We start from the raw sequence: 14,467 nt of genomic DNA, 5'->3' as shown, positions 1-14,467 counted from the left end.
AATGAAATTAGGTGTTTGCTATTATCCCGAACATTGGGCTAAAGATCGTTGGCTCAAAGACGCACAAGAAATGCGCCTTATTGGCATTGAATATGTCCGTATAGGTGAGTTTAGTTGGAGTACGATAGAGCCCACACCTGGGGTTCTTAACTGGACTTGGTTAGACGAATCTTTGTCAATTTTACATGATCATGGTTTGAAAGTGATTTTGGGAACGCCTACCGCAACGCCACCTAAGTGGTTAGTTGATAAGCATCCTTCAATGTTGGCAAAAGATGAGCAAGGTAGAGTGAGAGGTTTTGGCTCCCGTCGTCACTATACGTTTGCCAGTTTGGAATACCGTGAAGAGTGTCGTCGTATTGTTACTATCATGGCGAAACGCTATGGAAATCACCCGGCGGTTGTTTCATGGCAAACGGACAATGAATACGGCTGTCATGATACGATTTTAAGCTACTCAGCGGTTGATTTAGATGCGTTTCGTATCTGGCTCAAAGAAAAATATCAAGACATACAGGCGCTTAACCGTGCATGGGGTAATATTTTTTGGAGCATGGATTACGGTTCATTTGATGAAATCGAATTGCCTAATTTAACTGTAACGGAGGCAAACCCATCTCATCGATTGGATTTTCAGCGTTGTTGCTCTGATCAGGTTGTGGCTTACAATAGGCTTCAAACAGAAATATTAAGAAAGTACTCTGTTGGAAGGGATCTTGTTCACAATTATATGGGTTTTTTCACAGCTTTTGATCATCATAAAGTTAGTGAAGACCTGGATGTGGCCAGTTGGGATACTTATCCCCTCGGTTTTTTGGATCAAGAAGCCATTTACTCAGACGTTGAAAAACACGAGTACCTTCGTACTGGTCACCCTGACTTTGGTGCATTTCATCATGATTTGTATCGGGGTTGTGGTAAAGGCCGATTATGGATCATGGAGCAACAACCTGGGCCGGTTAATTGGGCTCCGCATAATCCAACACCGGCTGATGGCGCTGTGCGCTTATGGACATGGGAAGCGTTCTCTCATGGTGCTGAAATGGTGTCTTATTTCCGTTGGAGGCAAGCGCCTTTTGCACAAGAACAAATGCATGCGGGCTTACTTCGCCCTGATGCGTCTACCGCTGAAGCAGCGATAGAAGCAGGGCAAGTGTCAAATGAAGTAAAACACTTAGCCAATGAGTTGGGAGTGGATGTTGATGCATTGGTTTCTTTACCTACAGCAGGCAAAGTGGCGCTTATGTTTGATTATGATGCGTGTTGGTCTTTGGACATTCAGCCACAGTCGAAAGCATATCGTTACATGTTTTGGTGTTATCGAGTATACGAAGCCTTAAGAGAGTTAGGTTTAAGCGTCGATATTATTTCTGCTAAAGCGGAATTTGAACATTATCAAATGTTAGTGTTACCTGCTCAGGCTTACGTGTCTCCTAGACTGGAAGCACGTTTAGAGAATTATCGAGGTGTTCTACTGGTTGGGCCACGCTCTGGAAGTAAAACGGAAAGCTACCAAATTCCTGAAAATTTACCACCTGGCCCGTTAGCGAAAATCTTACCTGTGACGGTTGAGAGAGTCGATGCATTGCCTGAGCACACTCAAATGGATGTGAATGGTCGATGGGGAATAGGCTTACTGAAACATTGGCACGAGCAGTTAAAAACCGATTTGCCTGTATTATTAAGCGATTCTTCAGGTGCAGCGGTTTTAGTCGGTAAAGATCAGCGTTATTATCTCGGTTCTTGTTTGGATAATGATGTGTTGAAAGTGAGCCTAAGCCGTTTGGCTGAGAAGGCGAATTTATCACCTTATTTTTTACCGAAAGGCGTTCGTATGAGACAAAGAGGTAACTTACTGTTTGTATTTAATTACAGTCCGGTAAGTCAAACTTATCGTCCAGACGATTCGACAGCTTTGATTGGTGGTGAAGAGCTGATTTCATGTGGCGTTTCTGTATGGAGAAAAGAGTAAGAAAGTAAGAAATAACTTAAAAAATAACACAATTTTGCCTTTGTTTGATTGACGAATACAAAATTCTGTTTAATACTGAAACCAAGTTCCATTTTAATAAAAAGAAAAGCGAGGGTTCCTAAAGTATGAAAAAGATTCAATCTTTGATCGCAGGTACTGTTTTAGCAACAATGATGGCTTCAGCTCAGGCTGGCACATTAGTTATTAACTCTGACCAAGCCGATCCAGCACCTAAGAAAGCATTCGAAGAAATTGTTACAAAATTCAAAGCTGAAAATCCTGACGTAGAAGTGAAATACAACCTTTATGATAAAGAAGGCTATAAAACGGCTATCCGTAACTGGCTAGCGACTTCCCCACCAGATCTTGTGTTTTGGTATGCGGGTAACCGTATGAAAACATTTGTTGAGCGTGGCCTCCTAGAAGACGTGAGCGACATTTGGGATGAGGAAAAATTACATGATGTAATGCCCACCGCTAAACCTGCAATGACAATTGACGACAAGCAATGGGGTGTTCCTTATACGTATTACCAATGGGGTATTTACTATCGTAAAGACATCTTTGAGCAGTATGGAATTGCAGAACCGAAAACATGGGATGAATTCTTAGCTGCCAGCGCGACTCTAAAAGCGAATGATATTGCTCCTGTTTCTATTGGTACTAAGTATCTTTGGACGGCTGCAGGTTGGTTTGATTACATCAACATGCGTACAAACGGTTTGCAATTCCACATTGACTTAATGGATGGAAAAATCCCTTATACTGATGATCGTGTTCGTAAAACGTTTGAACACTGGAAGCAAATGGTTGAACCAGGCTATTATCTAGAAAACCATTCGTCTTATTCTTGGCAAGAAGCGCAACCCTTCATGTACAACGGTAAAGCGGCAATGTATTTGATTGGCAACTTTATTACACCAAACTTCCCTGCTGAGTTAGATGGAAAAATGGGCTTCTTCCAATTTCCTATTATAGATCCTTCTGTTGGCGTAGCGGAAGACGCGCCACTGGATACAATGCATATCCCGTCTAAAGCAACAAATAAAGAAGATGCACGTAAGTTCTTGAAGTTTATGGCTCGAGCTGAAAACCAAACGTTGGTTAATAAAGCATTGCTGCAAATTCCACCACATAAAGAGGCAACAGCACCTGATAACTACTTCTTGAATAAAGGAATGGAAATGCTAAATAAGGTTGATGGTACGGCTCAATTCTATGATCGTGACACCAACCCAAATATGGCAAAAGAAGGTATGAAAGGTTTCCAAGAATTCATGGTTAAACCTGAGCGTTTGGATGCAATTTTGAAGCGTTTAGAAAAAGTGCGTAAACGTACTTTTAAATAACACTTCGCGTTACATACAAAAAAGCTGCTTTTAATTTATTAATCGCGGCTTTTTTTGTGTTTGTTAGAAAAGTCGTAAGGAATATGTTGTGCTTTTCTTGATCAGAAAAAAAAACAGGTTAAACTGAGAGCCATAACTCTTTCTCGTTACGCTTAATGGATAAAGCCTCAGGTATTATTACTTGTGCTACAGGTTGTGTATGAATGCTATCGTTCGGTTGCTGTTTGTATTTTCTCTCAGTGGTGTCATGCTTGGCTTAAATACGGCCAATGCAGTAACACTTCTTTTTACTTCTAATATTCCCGATATTTTTCAAGATGATGATGAGCTGGGGATTGCCTATTTAGCGGGCTATATTGAAACACTGAAAAAAGAATCCGGTGACGAGGTTATTTTTATTCATGGAGGCAACAGCTTATTTCCTAATGCTTTGTCTGTTTATGATAAAGGTGCTCACATGATTGACATATTAAATGTGATGGAAACAGACGTTTTTATGGTTAATCAAAGAGAGTTTGCAAAAGGGTTAGATTCTTTGTCCTTGCGTACTGCTGAAGCCAGTTTTCCTATGGTTTTGTCAAATGTTCGTGATATGAGAACAATGGACCAAGTAGAAGGAACGTTTCCGTATTTTGTATTTGAAAATAATGACATGACAATTGGTGTGATGATGGTCATGTCGTCTACGGTAAATGATCGTTATTTAAAGGGTACTGCGTTTGTCAGTAACCCTTTGTATGAAATGCAGAAGCTAGCAAAGAAGTTGAGACTTGAAGGCGCGGATAAAATTATAGCGGTGACTGAAAACGATGTGTTGTCTGAATACCCTATTTCAAAAATGTCGTCAGTAGATTTAGTGTTGCTCTCTTACGAAGGAAAAGATTTCGTTGATTTTTCAAAAGAGCCGTTGTTTGCTAAAGGAGGGGGCAACGACGGAGAGCTGATTAAAGTTCACTTGGATTCTGATAACCAGTTCTCGACTGCTGAAGTGGTTGATTACTCAAATACCGCAAAAAGTGTCAAAGTGAGCCAAGTTGTTGAAAGCTATCTAAACCGTCTTTCCATAGTATTAGATCAAGAGGTAGGGCGTATCTTAACGCCAGTGAACTCATTTAAAACGAAAATTAGATCAGAAGAAAATGCATTAGGGAACCTGTTCGCAGATGCGATTAGGCGTGTCAGAAACACGGATTTATCAATTATTAATTCGGGTTCAATACGTGGAAACAGTGAATATGAAGCGGGACTCGTGTTGACAAGGAAGGATATTCAAAAAGAGTTACCGTTCGGAGGGAGAGTCAGCGTTGTAGACATTACCCCGTCAGAATTAAAACAAGTGATGGAGCATTCTTTGTCTGGCCTTGAAACTCTGTCAGGACGTTTTTTACAAATTTCGGGATTTGAAGTGGTGTACAATTTGAGCAACCCAGTTGGTGCTCGAGTTATATCTATCATGACTGGTGGACGCCCTTTAAATCAAGACAGTTATACCCTAGCGACAGATGATTTTTTAAAAAATGGTGGGGATAAATACGAAGTACTACGTAATAAAACGGCTAAACCTTATGCCTCTGAAGACCCTCATATTTGGAGTGCTGTTATTGAATTTATTGAAGATAGAGGTGATGTATCCCCTACACTTGATGGACGCCTCACGAATATTGGCTTAAAGGTAACGCATTAAATGCTGCTTACTAAAAAAAATAAGTTTTCTTATCGTATAAGTGGGCAGATTATTTGCGGCTTTTTACTCATTATTATGTGTTTTATGGCCATTAGTTTCATTGCTTTTGAACGATTGAGTGTGTTTCAGAGTGATGCTGAATATCATGAGAGCATTAGTGTTCCTAGTTTTGAAAAACTGTCGAGTTTAAAATTACATGTAACTCGTTTGTCGTCCTTTAGTCGTGAACTGGTGAATAGTGATGCTCTTGCTAAATTAAGAATTTCATACAACAACATTCAACTTTTAATAAAAAGAATTCGTATAGAGCTGAATTTAATGGAAGACCAAGAGTCTGCTAATAAGTTGCTTGCATTCATTTCGGTATTAGAGCCTGGCCTGGATCAATTATATGAAAAAAGAAGCACTGTGCTTCAGTTAGAGTCTCAGATTACACGACAAGTCTCTTCTATTTTATCTCACTTAGAAAAGAAACAACTGGATAGTGGTGTTCAGTCACTAGAAAATTTCTATTCTTGGAATAGCATTTCATACAAAATTTCTAGGTCAATGTTTGATTTAATGGTTAAAAAACGTAAGTTTGAAATTAATAAAGCTAAGTCGAATTTATTGTTGAACCTAGAATTGCTCAATGATCTAAAAATAGAGTCCAATTCGAGTGAAATTTTGTTTATTAACTCTGCTATAGAAGGGCCTTTAGGCTTAATGTCTATGTTGGAGATGCGCAGTAGTATTCAGTTTCGGTTAATTGGTATCTCCACTCAAAACAGTATTATATCGGACAGCATACTAGATTATGTAACGGTACTGTTTAATGACACAAAGGAAGACCTTTCTGATCAAGCTTTGCAGCTGGTTACCGATGCAAACAATGCCCAATTAAGGTTAAATATCATCGTCACTATTAGTTTTGTTATCATTCTTCTTATTTATGCGGGCCTTAAATACCAAGTCTTTGATCGAATTGGTTTGTTAAGGAGGCTGTTGGCATCTGGTGAACTCTCGAGTCAAAAACTAATGCAGTTTAGAGATCAAAATGAAATCGGGGAAGTCGCCGAGCAGCTAAGACGTTTCCTTTTAAAAATTGAAGAGCAGCAACTGACTATTACAACGGTGAGTAAGCAGTTAGCGGACGTTATTCAACACTCGAATCTACGAGTAGCGGTGCTTTCTAATCAATCCATTGTATATCACAATGAATATTTTGCTGAGGTGTTTTGTTTATCAGAAATACACTCAATTACAGAATTATCCGAAGAGTTCCACAGTATTCAATACGATAAAGTGGCTATGAAAGAAGATGGTGAATCGACCGTTTTAATTGAGTCCTATTATGATCAAAAATGTCATCGATGGTTTGATGTTATTGGATCTTCAATTTCATGGCAAAATAAAAAATCGCTGTTGCTTAATTTAATAGATGTTACCGAACGTCAACATGCCGCAGCAAGATACGAGAGAAATTTGTCGGTTGTTGAGGATGAGGTGTTTAGAGATTCATTAACAGGGCTGTTTAATCGTAAAAAGTTCGATAAGATTGCCGTTGATCTGTCCTATAATAAAAGCCCGACTGAGTTTGCTGTTTTGGTTTTTGATATCGACTTATTTAAAGACTACAACGATATGTTAGGACATTTAGAAGGAGATGATGCACTAAGAAAAGTTGCTAATGTACTGCTTTCTGTCACACCTGAAAATGGTTTGTGTTTGCGTTATGGTGGTGAAGAGTTTGTCGTTGTTTTATTTGATGTTACGGCGAAAGAGGCCATCATCGTTGCTGAGAATGCTCTACGTATTATGAGACATAATGCGTTACCGCATCCTAGCAAACAATGTGAGTTTTTAAGTGTTAGTATCGGTGGTGCGTTGAGTTCAGAATCTCAATGTGATTTCTTAACATGTTTTGATTTGGCCGATAAGAGGCTATTCTTAGCTAAATCCAATGGCAAGAATCAATTCGTATTTCAAACCGGCTCCGTGTAGACTCTTTTTCTCATAGTAATTAAGCACATTAGTAAGATTTATTTATGGACTACAGACCTTTAATTTGGCGTCAGTTTTCTTTCCCTGATCCTATCCGAGTGCAACGATGTCAGAAAATGCCAGAGCTGGGCCCTAAAATTTTATTTTTTAGTGGCGGTACGGCACTTAATAAAATTAGTCGAGCGTTAAAGTATTACACACACAACTCGATTCATCTTGTTACCCCATTCGATTCGGGTGGCAGTTCTGCTCGTTTGAGGGATGAGTTTTCCATGCCCGCAGTGGGAGACTTACGCAGCCGCTTAATGGCATTGGCGGATGAAACAGTATTAGGTCAACCGGAAGTATACGAGCTATTTAATTATAGGCTAAATAAAGCAGCCCATCCGGAAGACTTAAAGCAAGAACTGATGGACATAGCAGATGGGCATCATAGATTGATTCAGCCTATCACAGCACCAATGAGACAGTTAATTCGTACTCAACTCTCGGTTATTTTATTGAAAATATCAGATCGTTTTGATTTACGTGGCGCAAGTATTGGGAATTTAATTATTGCAGGTGGGTACTTAAATAATGGGCAACAGTTAGACCCTATTGTTTTTTTATTTTCTCGACTGGTAAAAGCGCTTGGTACCGTTCAAACGATTGCGGATTCAACACACAGTTTGGCGGTGGAATTGGAGAATGGTAATTTTGTATTTGGGCAACACAATATTACAGGTAAGGAAAAAGAACCTCTTACGAGTCCAATAAAAAGGATATTTTTAAATAATTCATCGAAAGAGTATCGTCCTGCGAAATGTAATTTATTGTCAAATCGGGAAGATATGATAATGAATTCAGACGTTATATGTTACCCTCCAGGTAGTTTTTATACTAGTGTGTTAGCAAATTTACTACCTTTAGGTGTATCTGATGCTATAAAGTCAAATCCTAATTTAAAAGTGTACTTACCTAATTTGGGTACTGATCCTGAGCAGCTTGGTATGAGTTTATTAGAGCAGGTCGAGACCATCATAAAAACGGTCTCTTCTGAACCTGTGGTAAATGCCAAAGGGATACTTGATTTTTTGATTTTAGATGAGGCGCATTTTAAGCGAACTCCCATCGAAGACATTACATCTGTAGAGCAGCTTGATGTGACTGTGTTGGTTGCACCTTTGGTAAAAGCAGGTTCTCAATATTACGATGAACATGCGGTTTGCCAATTTTTAGTATCTTTAGTGTAATTATAAAAGGCTGAACGCATTTCAATGATTGTTGTCGTTCATCATTCATTGAGTGTGTCTCTTATTTAAAGATGTACAAATATATTAATTATTAGAGTGTGTATATGAGTGTTAATGTTCTAATTTGTGATGACTCGAATATTGCAAGGAAGCAATTTTCGAAGTTGATTCCTGAAGAGTGGAAGAGCTCTTTGTTCTTTGCTGCAAACGGAATGGAAGCATTGGATGTTATTAGCTCAAAAAACATATCTGTTCTATTTTTAGATCTTAATATGCCCGTAATGGATGGGTATCAAACACTGACAAAACTTCAAAAATTGGGTGTTGAAATATCAGTCATTGTTGTTTCTGCAGATATTCAGCCACAAGCTCTCGCTAGAGTTATGTCCTTGGGGGCCGTGGACTTTTTAAAGAAGCCAGCAACGCAAAATGCAGTACTAGAGACGTTAACGAAACATGGTCTTTACAATAAATCAGGTTCAGGGTCTCTTACAGGAGGCTTAGCTGTTGCCAACGACACAGTATCAGAGCCGTTCTCCTTAAATGAATGTTTGCAAGAAGTGTCAAATATAGCAATGGGTAAAGCGGCAAGCGTCTTGGCGAATATGTTAAATGTCTTTATTAAGCTTCCCATTCCAACTGTCAATATGTTGGAAGTAAGTGAATTGCAAATGGCATTAACTTATGGCGATAAGAGCAAGCAATGCTCCGCCATATCGCAAGGTTTTGTTGGTGCTGGTGTGGCGTTTGAAGCGTTGTTTATTTTTTCTGATTCTAGCTTTCCTGATATGGCGAAGTTACTTCATTATGATCAAGAGTTGGATCGCAATGCTGAAGTTGAGTTATTAATGGATGTGTCGTCTGTTTTAATTGGTCCGTTCATGATGGAAATGGGAAAGCAATTAAATATCGATTTTAGCCATGGTCATCCAGTGCTATTAGGGCAGCATGTTTCTATTAATGATTTAATTCAAATTAAGAAAACCCAATGGAAACGAACCTTGGCTGTTGAAATTGTATATGAAGTTGAGAATTACCAAATTAGCTGTGATTTGATGCTTTTGTTTACCGAAGATTCAGTCGGTGTATTAGAAAACCTTTTATCTTATTTGGCTGAGGAATAATAAATGAGTGCGGATTCAAATGAATTATTTGAACTTCATTGGCTGTTTGACATGTTGCACAACATCGATGCCGGTTTAATAGTACTCGATGTGGATTATAACATTCAGCTATGGAATAGCTTTATGGAAAATCACAGTGGTGTCAGCTCTGCCAATGCGAAAGAACATTCCTTGTTTGATGTATTTCCTCACCTAAACTCTAATTGGTTAAGGAAGAAAATGGATACAGTAGTGGCTTTGCATACGCCAATACATCTTTCATGGGAGCAACGACCGTATTTGTTTTTATTCAAAAGTTATCGCCCAATTACGGGTGTTGCCGAGCAGATGTTTCAAAACGTCACCATTCGTCCTCTGACACACATAGATGGCACGGTAAAGCATATCTGTATCATTGTTTATGATGTAACCGATGTGGCTACCAACAAAACAGCGCTATCTACGGCGAATCGTACTATTCAGGTAATGAAAACAACCGATCATTTAACTGGTTTAAAAAACCGGAGCAGTATAGAAAAAGCACTGGGTTTTACATTGCAGGCGTTCCAAAAATCGCCAAAGTCGAGCCATGCTCTTATCATGATTCGGCCTGATTATTTTAGAGATGAAGAAAGTCAGTATGATTACCTGATTAGTGATGTTGTTACTCAAGCTATTTCTCAGGTTTTGTTATCTTCAGTTAAACCCAATGCGTTTGTGGGCCGTTTTAACAGTGAGAAGTTTGCTATTGTATTGCCAAATAATAACGCAAAAAATGCAGCTGATTTATTAGATACGCTTAGGAAAGAGATCGAGTCGTTGTTAATAGAAACAAAAAATGGAAATGTTTCTACCACGCTTAGTATTGGTGTGGCGCAAGCAGATAGAAGTATTGACTCTATTTCTGATTGGGTGAGTAAAGCCGATGAGGCTTTGGGTAAAGCGGAGTTAGCCGGCGGAAATCAAATAGTATCCGCTTAACATTCTCATTAAGGTTACTGAGACTATCATTTATTGTGTTCAATCAATAAGCATTTAAGCATGGAATGACAAGCTATAAGTACTCTATTTTCAAACATTCAGCTTAGGTAGGTTGAAATTACGTCTTATAGCGCTAATATGTTTGAATACATTAATTGATAGAGGTATGAAATGGACAGCCAGCTGATTTCGGAGTTGGAAGCAATAGGAGGCGAATTGCTTGCTTCGAGCTTTAAAGGGTGCGATGAAATTGTTATTGATCAATTGGGCTTTACCGCAAAAATATCTCTTTGGGGTGGGCACTTAAGCAGTTTTATTCAAAATGGCTTTGAAGACCTCTTATTTCAATCGTCAAACGATGGCTCTGATACTCGTTTTGGGCGTAAGCATTTCGGAGTTCCTGTTTGCTGGCCTTGGTTTGGCGCTAACCTTAAACACTCAGATCTACAAGCTCATGGAATCGCTCGTTATTTTCGTTGGGAATTGGTTGAAGTAGGCCGTTTTAAAAACGGTGATATCAAAGTTGTTATACAACTTGAATCTGAAGATCACCCTTTAATTGAAGATATGTGGCCTCAAGCTTTTGAGTTGAGACAAACATTTCGACTGGGCGATGGTTTTCAAGTGCATTTTTCCGCTGCCAATTTATCCTATGAATCTATTCAAGTCTCTGAAGCATTTCACACTTACTTTTATGTAGGTGACAGTCGATCTGCGGTATTAAAAGGATTGGATCAAGTTGAGTATGAAGATAAATTTGTAGGAGGGCGACATAAACAAGAAGGTGATATTACGCCTTGTACTTATTTAGATCGTGTTTATGTAAATGCACCATCAGTGACCTATTTAGAGGACCCTGTTTTTAATCGTAGGATTACTGTTGAAACAGAAGGAACGTCATCTGTGGTTGCTTGGAACCCTGGTGAAGCTTTAGCGAAAGAGCGTAACGACATGGATAATATGGAATATCAGTCTTTTGTTTGTGTAGAAAGCGCCAATGCGTTAGACAATGCTCACGAAGTTGGGCCAAGAGAAATCTACCATTTAAAAATGAAGGTAACATCTGAGACACTGATCAACTCTTAATAGGAGCATGAATCAGTATCTTCACCATATCTAAAGAACTGAATTGACAAAGAGTTTTAGTTCTTCTGTTTGTGGTCTTTCAAAGATGCTTTTTGGAGGGCCTTCTTCCCAAATTTTACCTTGATTCATAAAGACAACTCGGTCACTGACATCACGTGCAAAATTCATTTCGTGAGTAACCAGTATTAAGGTTATTCCTTCTTCGGCGAGTTGTTCTACGACTTTTAATACTTCGCCAACCAATTCTGGATCGAGAGCCGATGTGATTTCATCACATAGAAGAACTTTTGGCGACATTGCTAATGCGCGAGCTATTGCAACACGTTGTTGCTGTCCTCCTGAAAGCTGTTCAGGGTAGCTGTCAAACTTATCGGCAAGACCCACTTTCGTGAGCATCTTTTGAGCAACCTCCCGGGCTTCTGCCAGTGACTGTTTTAAGACAATGGTTGGGGCCAGCATAATATTTTGTCCGACAGTTAAATGTGGGAATAAATTGAAATTCTGAAAGATCATGCCGACACTTTTGGCTAATGCTTTTACTTGGATTTCTTCCGTTGTTACTTCCTTATAATCAACACTAATTCCTCCTTTTTGATATTCTTCTAAGCCATTCATACAGCGTAATAGAGTGCTTTTTCCTGAACCACTACGACCTATGATACAAATGACTTCGCCTTGTTTAATCGAAAGAGTTATACCCTTCAATACATGGAGGTCTCCGTAATATTTATGAACATCATTGATTTTAACGAGAGGCATGGAATTTTTTCTCCAAGAATTTACTTGTCCATGATAATGGATAACAAAGTACAAAATAGATAATGGCGACAAATGTAAACACTTTAAAAGGTTCAAACGTAGCGTTGTTTAGCATTGATCCCGCTTTTGTGAGTTCGACAAAACCAATTACGGATGCCAAAGCTGTACCTTTCACAACTTGTACAGAGAACCCGATGGAAGGCGCTAGAGCGGTTCTAATCGCTTGAGGCAGAATGATATAACGCAGTGTTTGTAAGAAATTCAGTCCAAGGCAACGAGACGCTTCCCATTGACCTTTTGGCAGAGTATCGATACATCCACGCCAAATTTCTACTAAAAAAGCGCTGGTAAATAGAGTCAAAGACAGCGCTGCCGCATTCCATGCTGATATTTCGATGCCGATCATGGATAGCCCAAAGAAACATAAAAACATTTGCATGAGTAAGGGAGTGCCCTGAAAAACTTCTATATAAAGTTGAACAAAAATAGAAAAGAAGGGGGTTTTATTTAATCTTACCGCTGTTAATAATAAGGCAATACTAATTCCTCCAGCGAAAGCAACTAGAGATAATAAAATTGTCCACTGAGTGGCAATTAATAAATTTCTTATGATGTCAATATTAGAAAATTCAATCATGTAGTTACCCGATAAGAGAAGACTCTTTTTCCAATCATGTTAAATGCTTTACGCATTAAAATGGCCAGTAAAAGGTACAGCCCAGCCGTAACTAAATAACTTTCAAAGCTTCTAAAGTTACGTGACTGAACTAAATTCGCAGCGTAAGTTAAGTCAGGAACAGATATTTGAGAAAGGACAGCAGACCCAAGCATAACGATAATGCATTGGCTCGTGAGAGCGGGATATATTTTCTCAGCCGCAGGTACCATAACAATTCTAAACAGGGTTTGCGTAAAGCTTAATCCGAGTACCTTTCCTGCTTCCCATTGACCTTTAGGTGTTGCTCCTAAACCTGCACGAATAATCTCTGTACTATATGCTGCAAGGTTTATCATCATAGCAATCATGCCTGCTTGCCATGGTGATAACATAACCCCAATCGACGGTAGTCCAAAAAATATAAAGAATAACTGCACAATAAAAGGTGTGTTTCGAATCAACTCCACATAGATAGAAACTGCGCTGGCAAGTAAGGAAGAACTGTATTGGCGGACGGTTGCAAGAACCGCCCCCAATACTAATCCTAATAAAGTTGAATACAATGTGAGTTCAACCGTTGTTAGCAAGCCTTTGAGAAACTGGCCTGTATAAGGCAATAAATCTGAAAAGTTTAGCATCTTGACTAAGCTCCAAAGCCTTTGGGTAGTGGTGCTTTTAGCCATTTCATAGAAATGCTGTTTAACGTTCCATCTGCAAATGCGGCGGAGATAATGCCATTAACTTCAGATTGTAGTGCTTTTTCTCCTTTCATCATGCCAATGTAGCAAGGAGAGTCTTTCAGCATAAACTTGCTTTCAGGTGCTCTGTTTGGCTGTCTTTTAGAAATTTCTGTTGCGACTAAATTACCGGTAGCGATCAAACTAACTTGACCAGAAAGATAAGCGGATAAGGTTGTATTATTATCTTCGAAGCGTTGAATTGTTGTACTGCTTGATACTATTTTCTCTAACTCCAGATCTTCAACCGCGCCGCGTGTTACACCAACTGTTTTATTTTTTAACCCCTCTACACTTGTAACGTCAATGCCCTTTTCACCAAATACACCTAAAAAGAAAGGTGCGTACGGTATTGAAAAATCAATAGCCTTTTCTCGTTCAGAATTTTTGCCTAGACTAGAAATGACCAGATCTGCTTTTTTGGTCTGAAGGTATGGAATGCGATTGGCGCTGGTAACAGGAATCAGTTCAAGTGTCACAGACATTTTATCTGCGATGTATTGAGCGACATCGATGTCAATGCCTTGAGGTTTAAGGTTCAAGCCAACAGATCCAAAAGGAGGAAAGTCCTGAGGAACGGCAACCCGTAGAATTTTTCTATCTTTGATGTCTTGCAGTATATCGGCTTGCACCATTGCAGTTGTTGATAAAGCGGCTAAAGAGGCCGCAATAAGAAACGTTTTTTTCAGCATACTCTTAAGTTTCATTGTGTTTTCCCTTTGAGTGTTTTAATTGAAGAAATGAATGAAATTTATTTTGCAGCAGATGTGCCAGATTGAAAAAATAGTTTCAATCAACTCTGTAAGTAATTAAATAGGTTATAAAAAATCTTTTTTATAACCAAATGGTCTCGCTTTTTGAGGGTGTGGATGGTGAAAAAAACGTTTATGATTTGGTCTTTTTTGGTGCGCTAAAAAAATCTA

Annotated in this window: 12 protein-coding genes; 8 read left to right on the top strand and 4 right to left on the bottom strand. The window is 38.9% G+C overall.

Going from position 1 to position 14,467, the window contains the following annotated elements; translation table 11 throughout:
- Window position 1: 1 nt before the first annotated feature.
- The 8 genes from ACMUMJ_RS07600 (at window position 2) to ACMUMJ_RS07565 (ending at window position 11,390) form a co-directional block, all read left to right on the top strand.
- Window positions 2–1,972 carry a beta-galactosidase gene (locus tag ACMUMJ_RS07600; protein ID WP_414678215.1) on the top strand — a complete coding sequence of 657 codons (1,971 nt, stop codon included), beginning with the start codon at window positions 2–4 and terminating at the stop codon, window positions 1,970–1,972.
- A 125-nt stretch (window positions 1,973–2,097) separates the two neighbouring features.
- Window positions 2,098–3,321, top strand: coding sequence for an ABC transporter substrate-binding protein (locus ACMUMJ_RS07595; protein WP_414678214.1), 1,224 nt, complete (start codon window positions 2,098–2,100; stop codon window positions 3,319–3,321).
- Between the two features lie 199 nt (window positions 3,322–3,520).
- Entirely contained in the window at window positions 3,521–5,005 is a 1,485-nt protein-coding gene (locus tag ACMUMJ_RS07590) for a bifunctional metallophosphatase/5'-nucleotidase (RefSeq protein ID WP_414678213.1), read from the top strand.
- Complete coding sequence (locus ACMUMJ_RS07585) at window positions 5,006–6,988, top strand: sensor domain-containing diguanylate cyclase (protein ID WP_414678212.1); 1,983 nt, start codon at window positions 5,006–5,008, stop codon at window positions 6,986–6,988.
- 44 nt (window positions 6,989–7,032) lie between these two features.
- Entirely contained in the window at window positions 7,033–8,220 is a 1,188-nt protein-coding gene (locus ACMUMJ_RS07580) for a GAK system CofD-like protein (RefSeq protein WP_414678211.1), read from the top strand.
- A gap of 104 nt (window positions 8,221–8,324) precedes the next feature.
- Complete coding sequence (locus tag ACMUMJ_RS07575) at window positions 8,325–9,344, top strand: response regulator (RefSeq protein WP_414678210.1); 1,020 nt, start codon at window positions 8,325–8,327, stop codon at window positions 9,342–9,344.
- A 3-nt stretch (window positions 9,345–9,347) separates the two neighbouring features.
- Window positions 9,348–10,304, top strand: a complete 957-nt coding sequence (locus ACMUMJ_RS07570; RefSeq protein ID WP_414678209.1) for a sensor domain-containing diguanylate cyclase — start codon at window positions 9,348–9,350, stop codon at window positions 10,302–10,304.
- Between the two features lie 171 nt (window positions 10,305–10,475).
- Window positions 10,476–11,390: a D-hexose-6-phosphate mutarotase gene (locus ACMUMJ_RS07565; RefSeq protein ID WP_414678208.1), complete on the top strand. Its 915-nt coding sequence runs from the start codon at window positions 10,476–10,478 to the stop codon at window positions 11,388–11,390.
- A gap of 30 nt (window positions 11,391–11,420) precedes the next feature.
- Here ACMUMJ_RS07565 and ACMUMJ_RS07560 read toward each other — a convergent pair whose 3' ends face one another.
- From ACMUMJ_RS07560 to ACMUMJ_RS07545, 4 genes are read right to left on the bottom strand one after another with little or no spacing between them, the layout of a single operon-like run.
- Window positions 11,421–12,149 (bottom strand): amino acid ABC transporter ATP-binding protein, encoded by a 729-nt coding sequence (locus ACMUMJ_RS07560; protein ID WP_414678207.1) that lies wholly within the window; start codon window positions 12,147–12,149, stop codon window positions 11,421–11,423.
- Window positions 12,136–12,786: an amino acid ABC transporter permease gene (locus tag ACMUMJ_RS07555; protein ID WP_414678206.1), complete on the bottom strand. Its 651-nt coding sequence runs from the start codon at window positions 12,784–12,786 to the stop codon at window positions 12,136–12,138. The genes ACMUMJ_RS07560 and ACMUMJ_RS07555 overlap by 14 nt, the downstream gene beginning before the upstream one ends.
- Window positions 12,783–13,445, bottom strand: coding sequence for an amino acid ABC transporter permease (locus ACMUMJ_RS07550; protein WP_414678205.1), 663 nt, complete (start codon window positions 13,443–13,445; stop codon window positions 12,783–12,785). The genes ACMUMJ_RS07555 and ACMUMJ_RS07550 overlap by 4 nt, the downstream gene beginning before the upstream one ends.
- Window positions 13,446–13,450: 5 nt before the next feature.
- Window positions 13,451–14,251 carry a transporter substrate-binding domain-containing protein gene (locus tag ACMUMJ_RS07545; RefSeq protein WP_414678204.1) on the bottom strand — a complete coding sequence of 267 codons (801 nt, stop codon included), beginning with the start codon at window positions 14,249–14,251 and terminating at the stop codon, window positions 13,451–13,453.
- Window positions 14,252–14,467 lie beyond the last annotated feature (216 nt).

The sequence above is a fragment of the Marinomonas phycocola genome (assembly GCF_047525455.1).
Lineage (GTDB): Bacteria > Pseudomonadota > Gammaproteobacteria > Pseudomonadales > Marinomonadaceae > Marinomonas.
The sequence above is the reverse complement of the archived record's forward strand: the minus strand, read 5'-3'. Positions and strand labels throughout refer to the sequence as shown.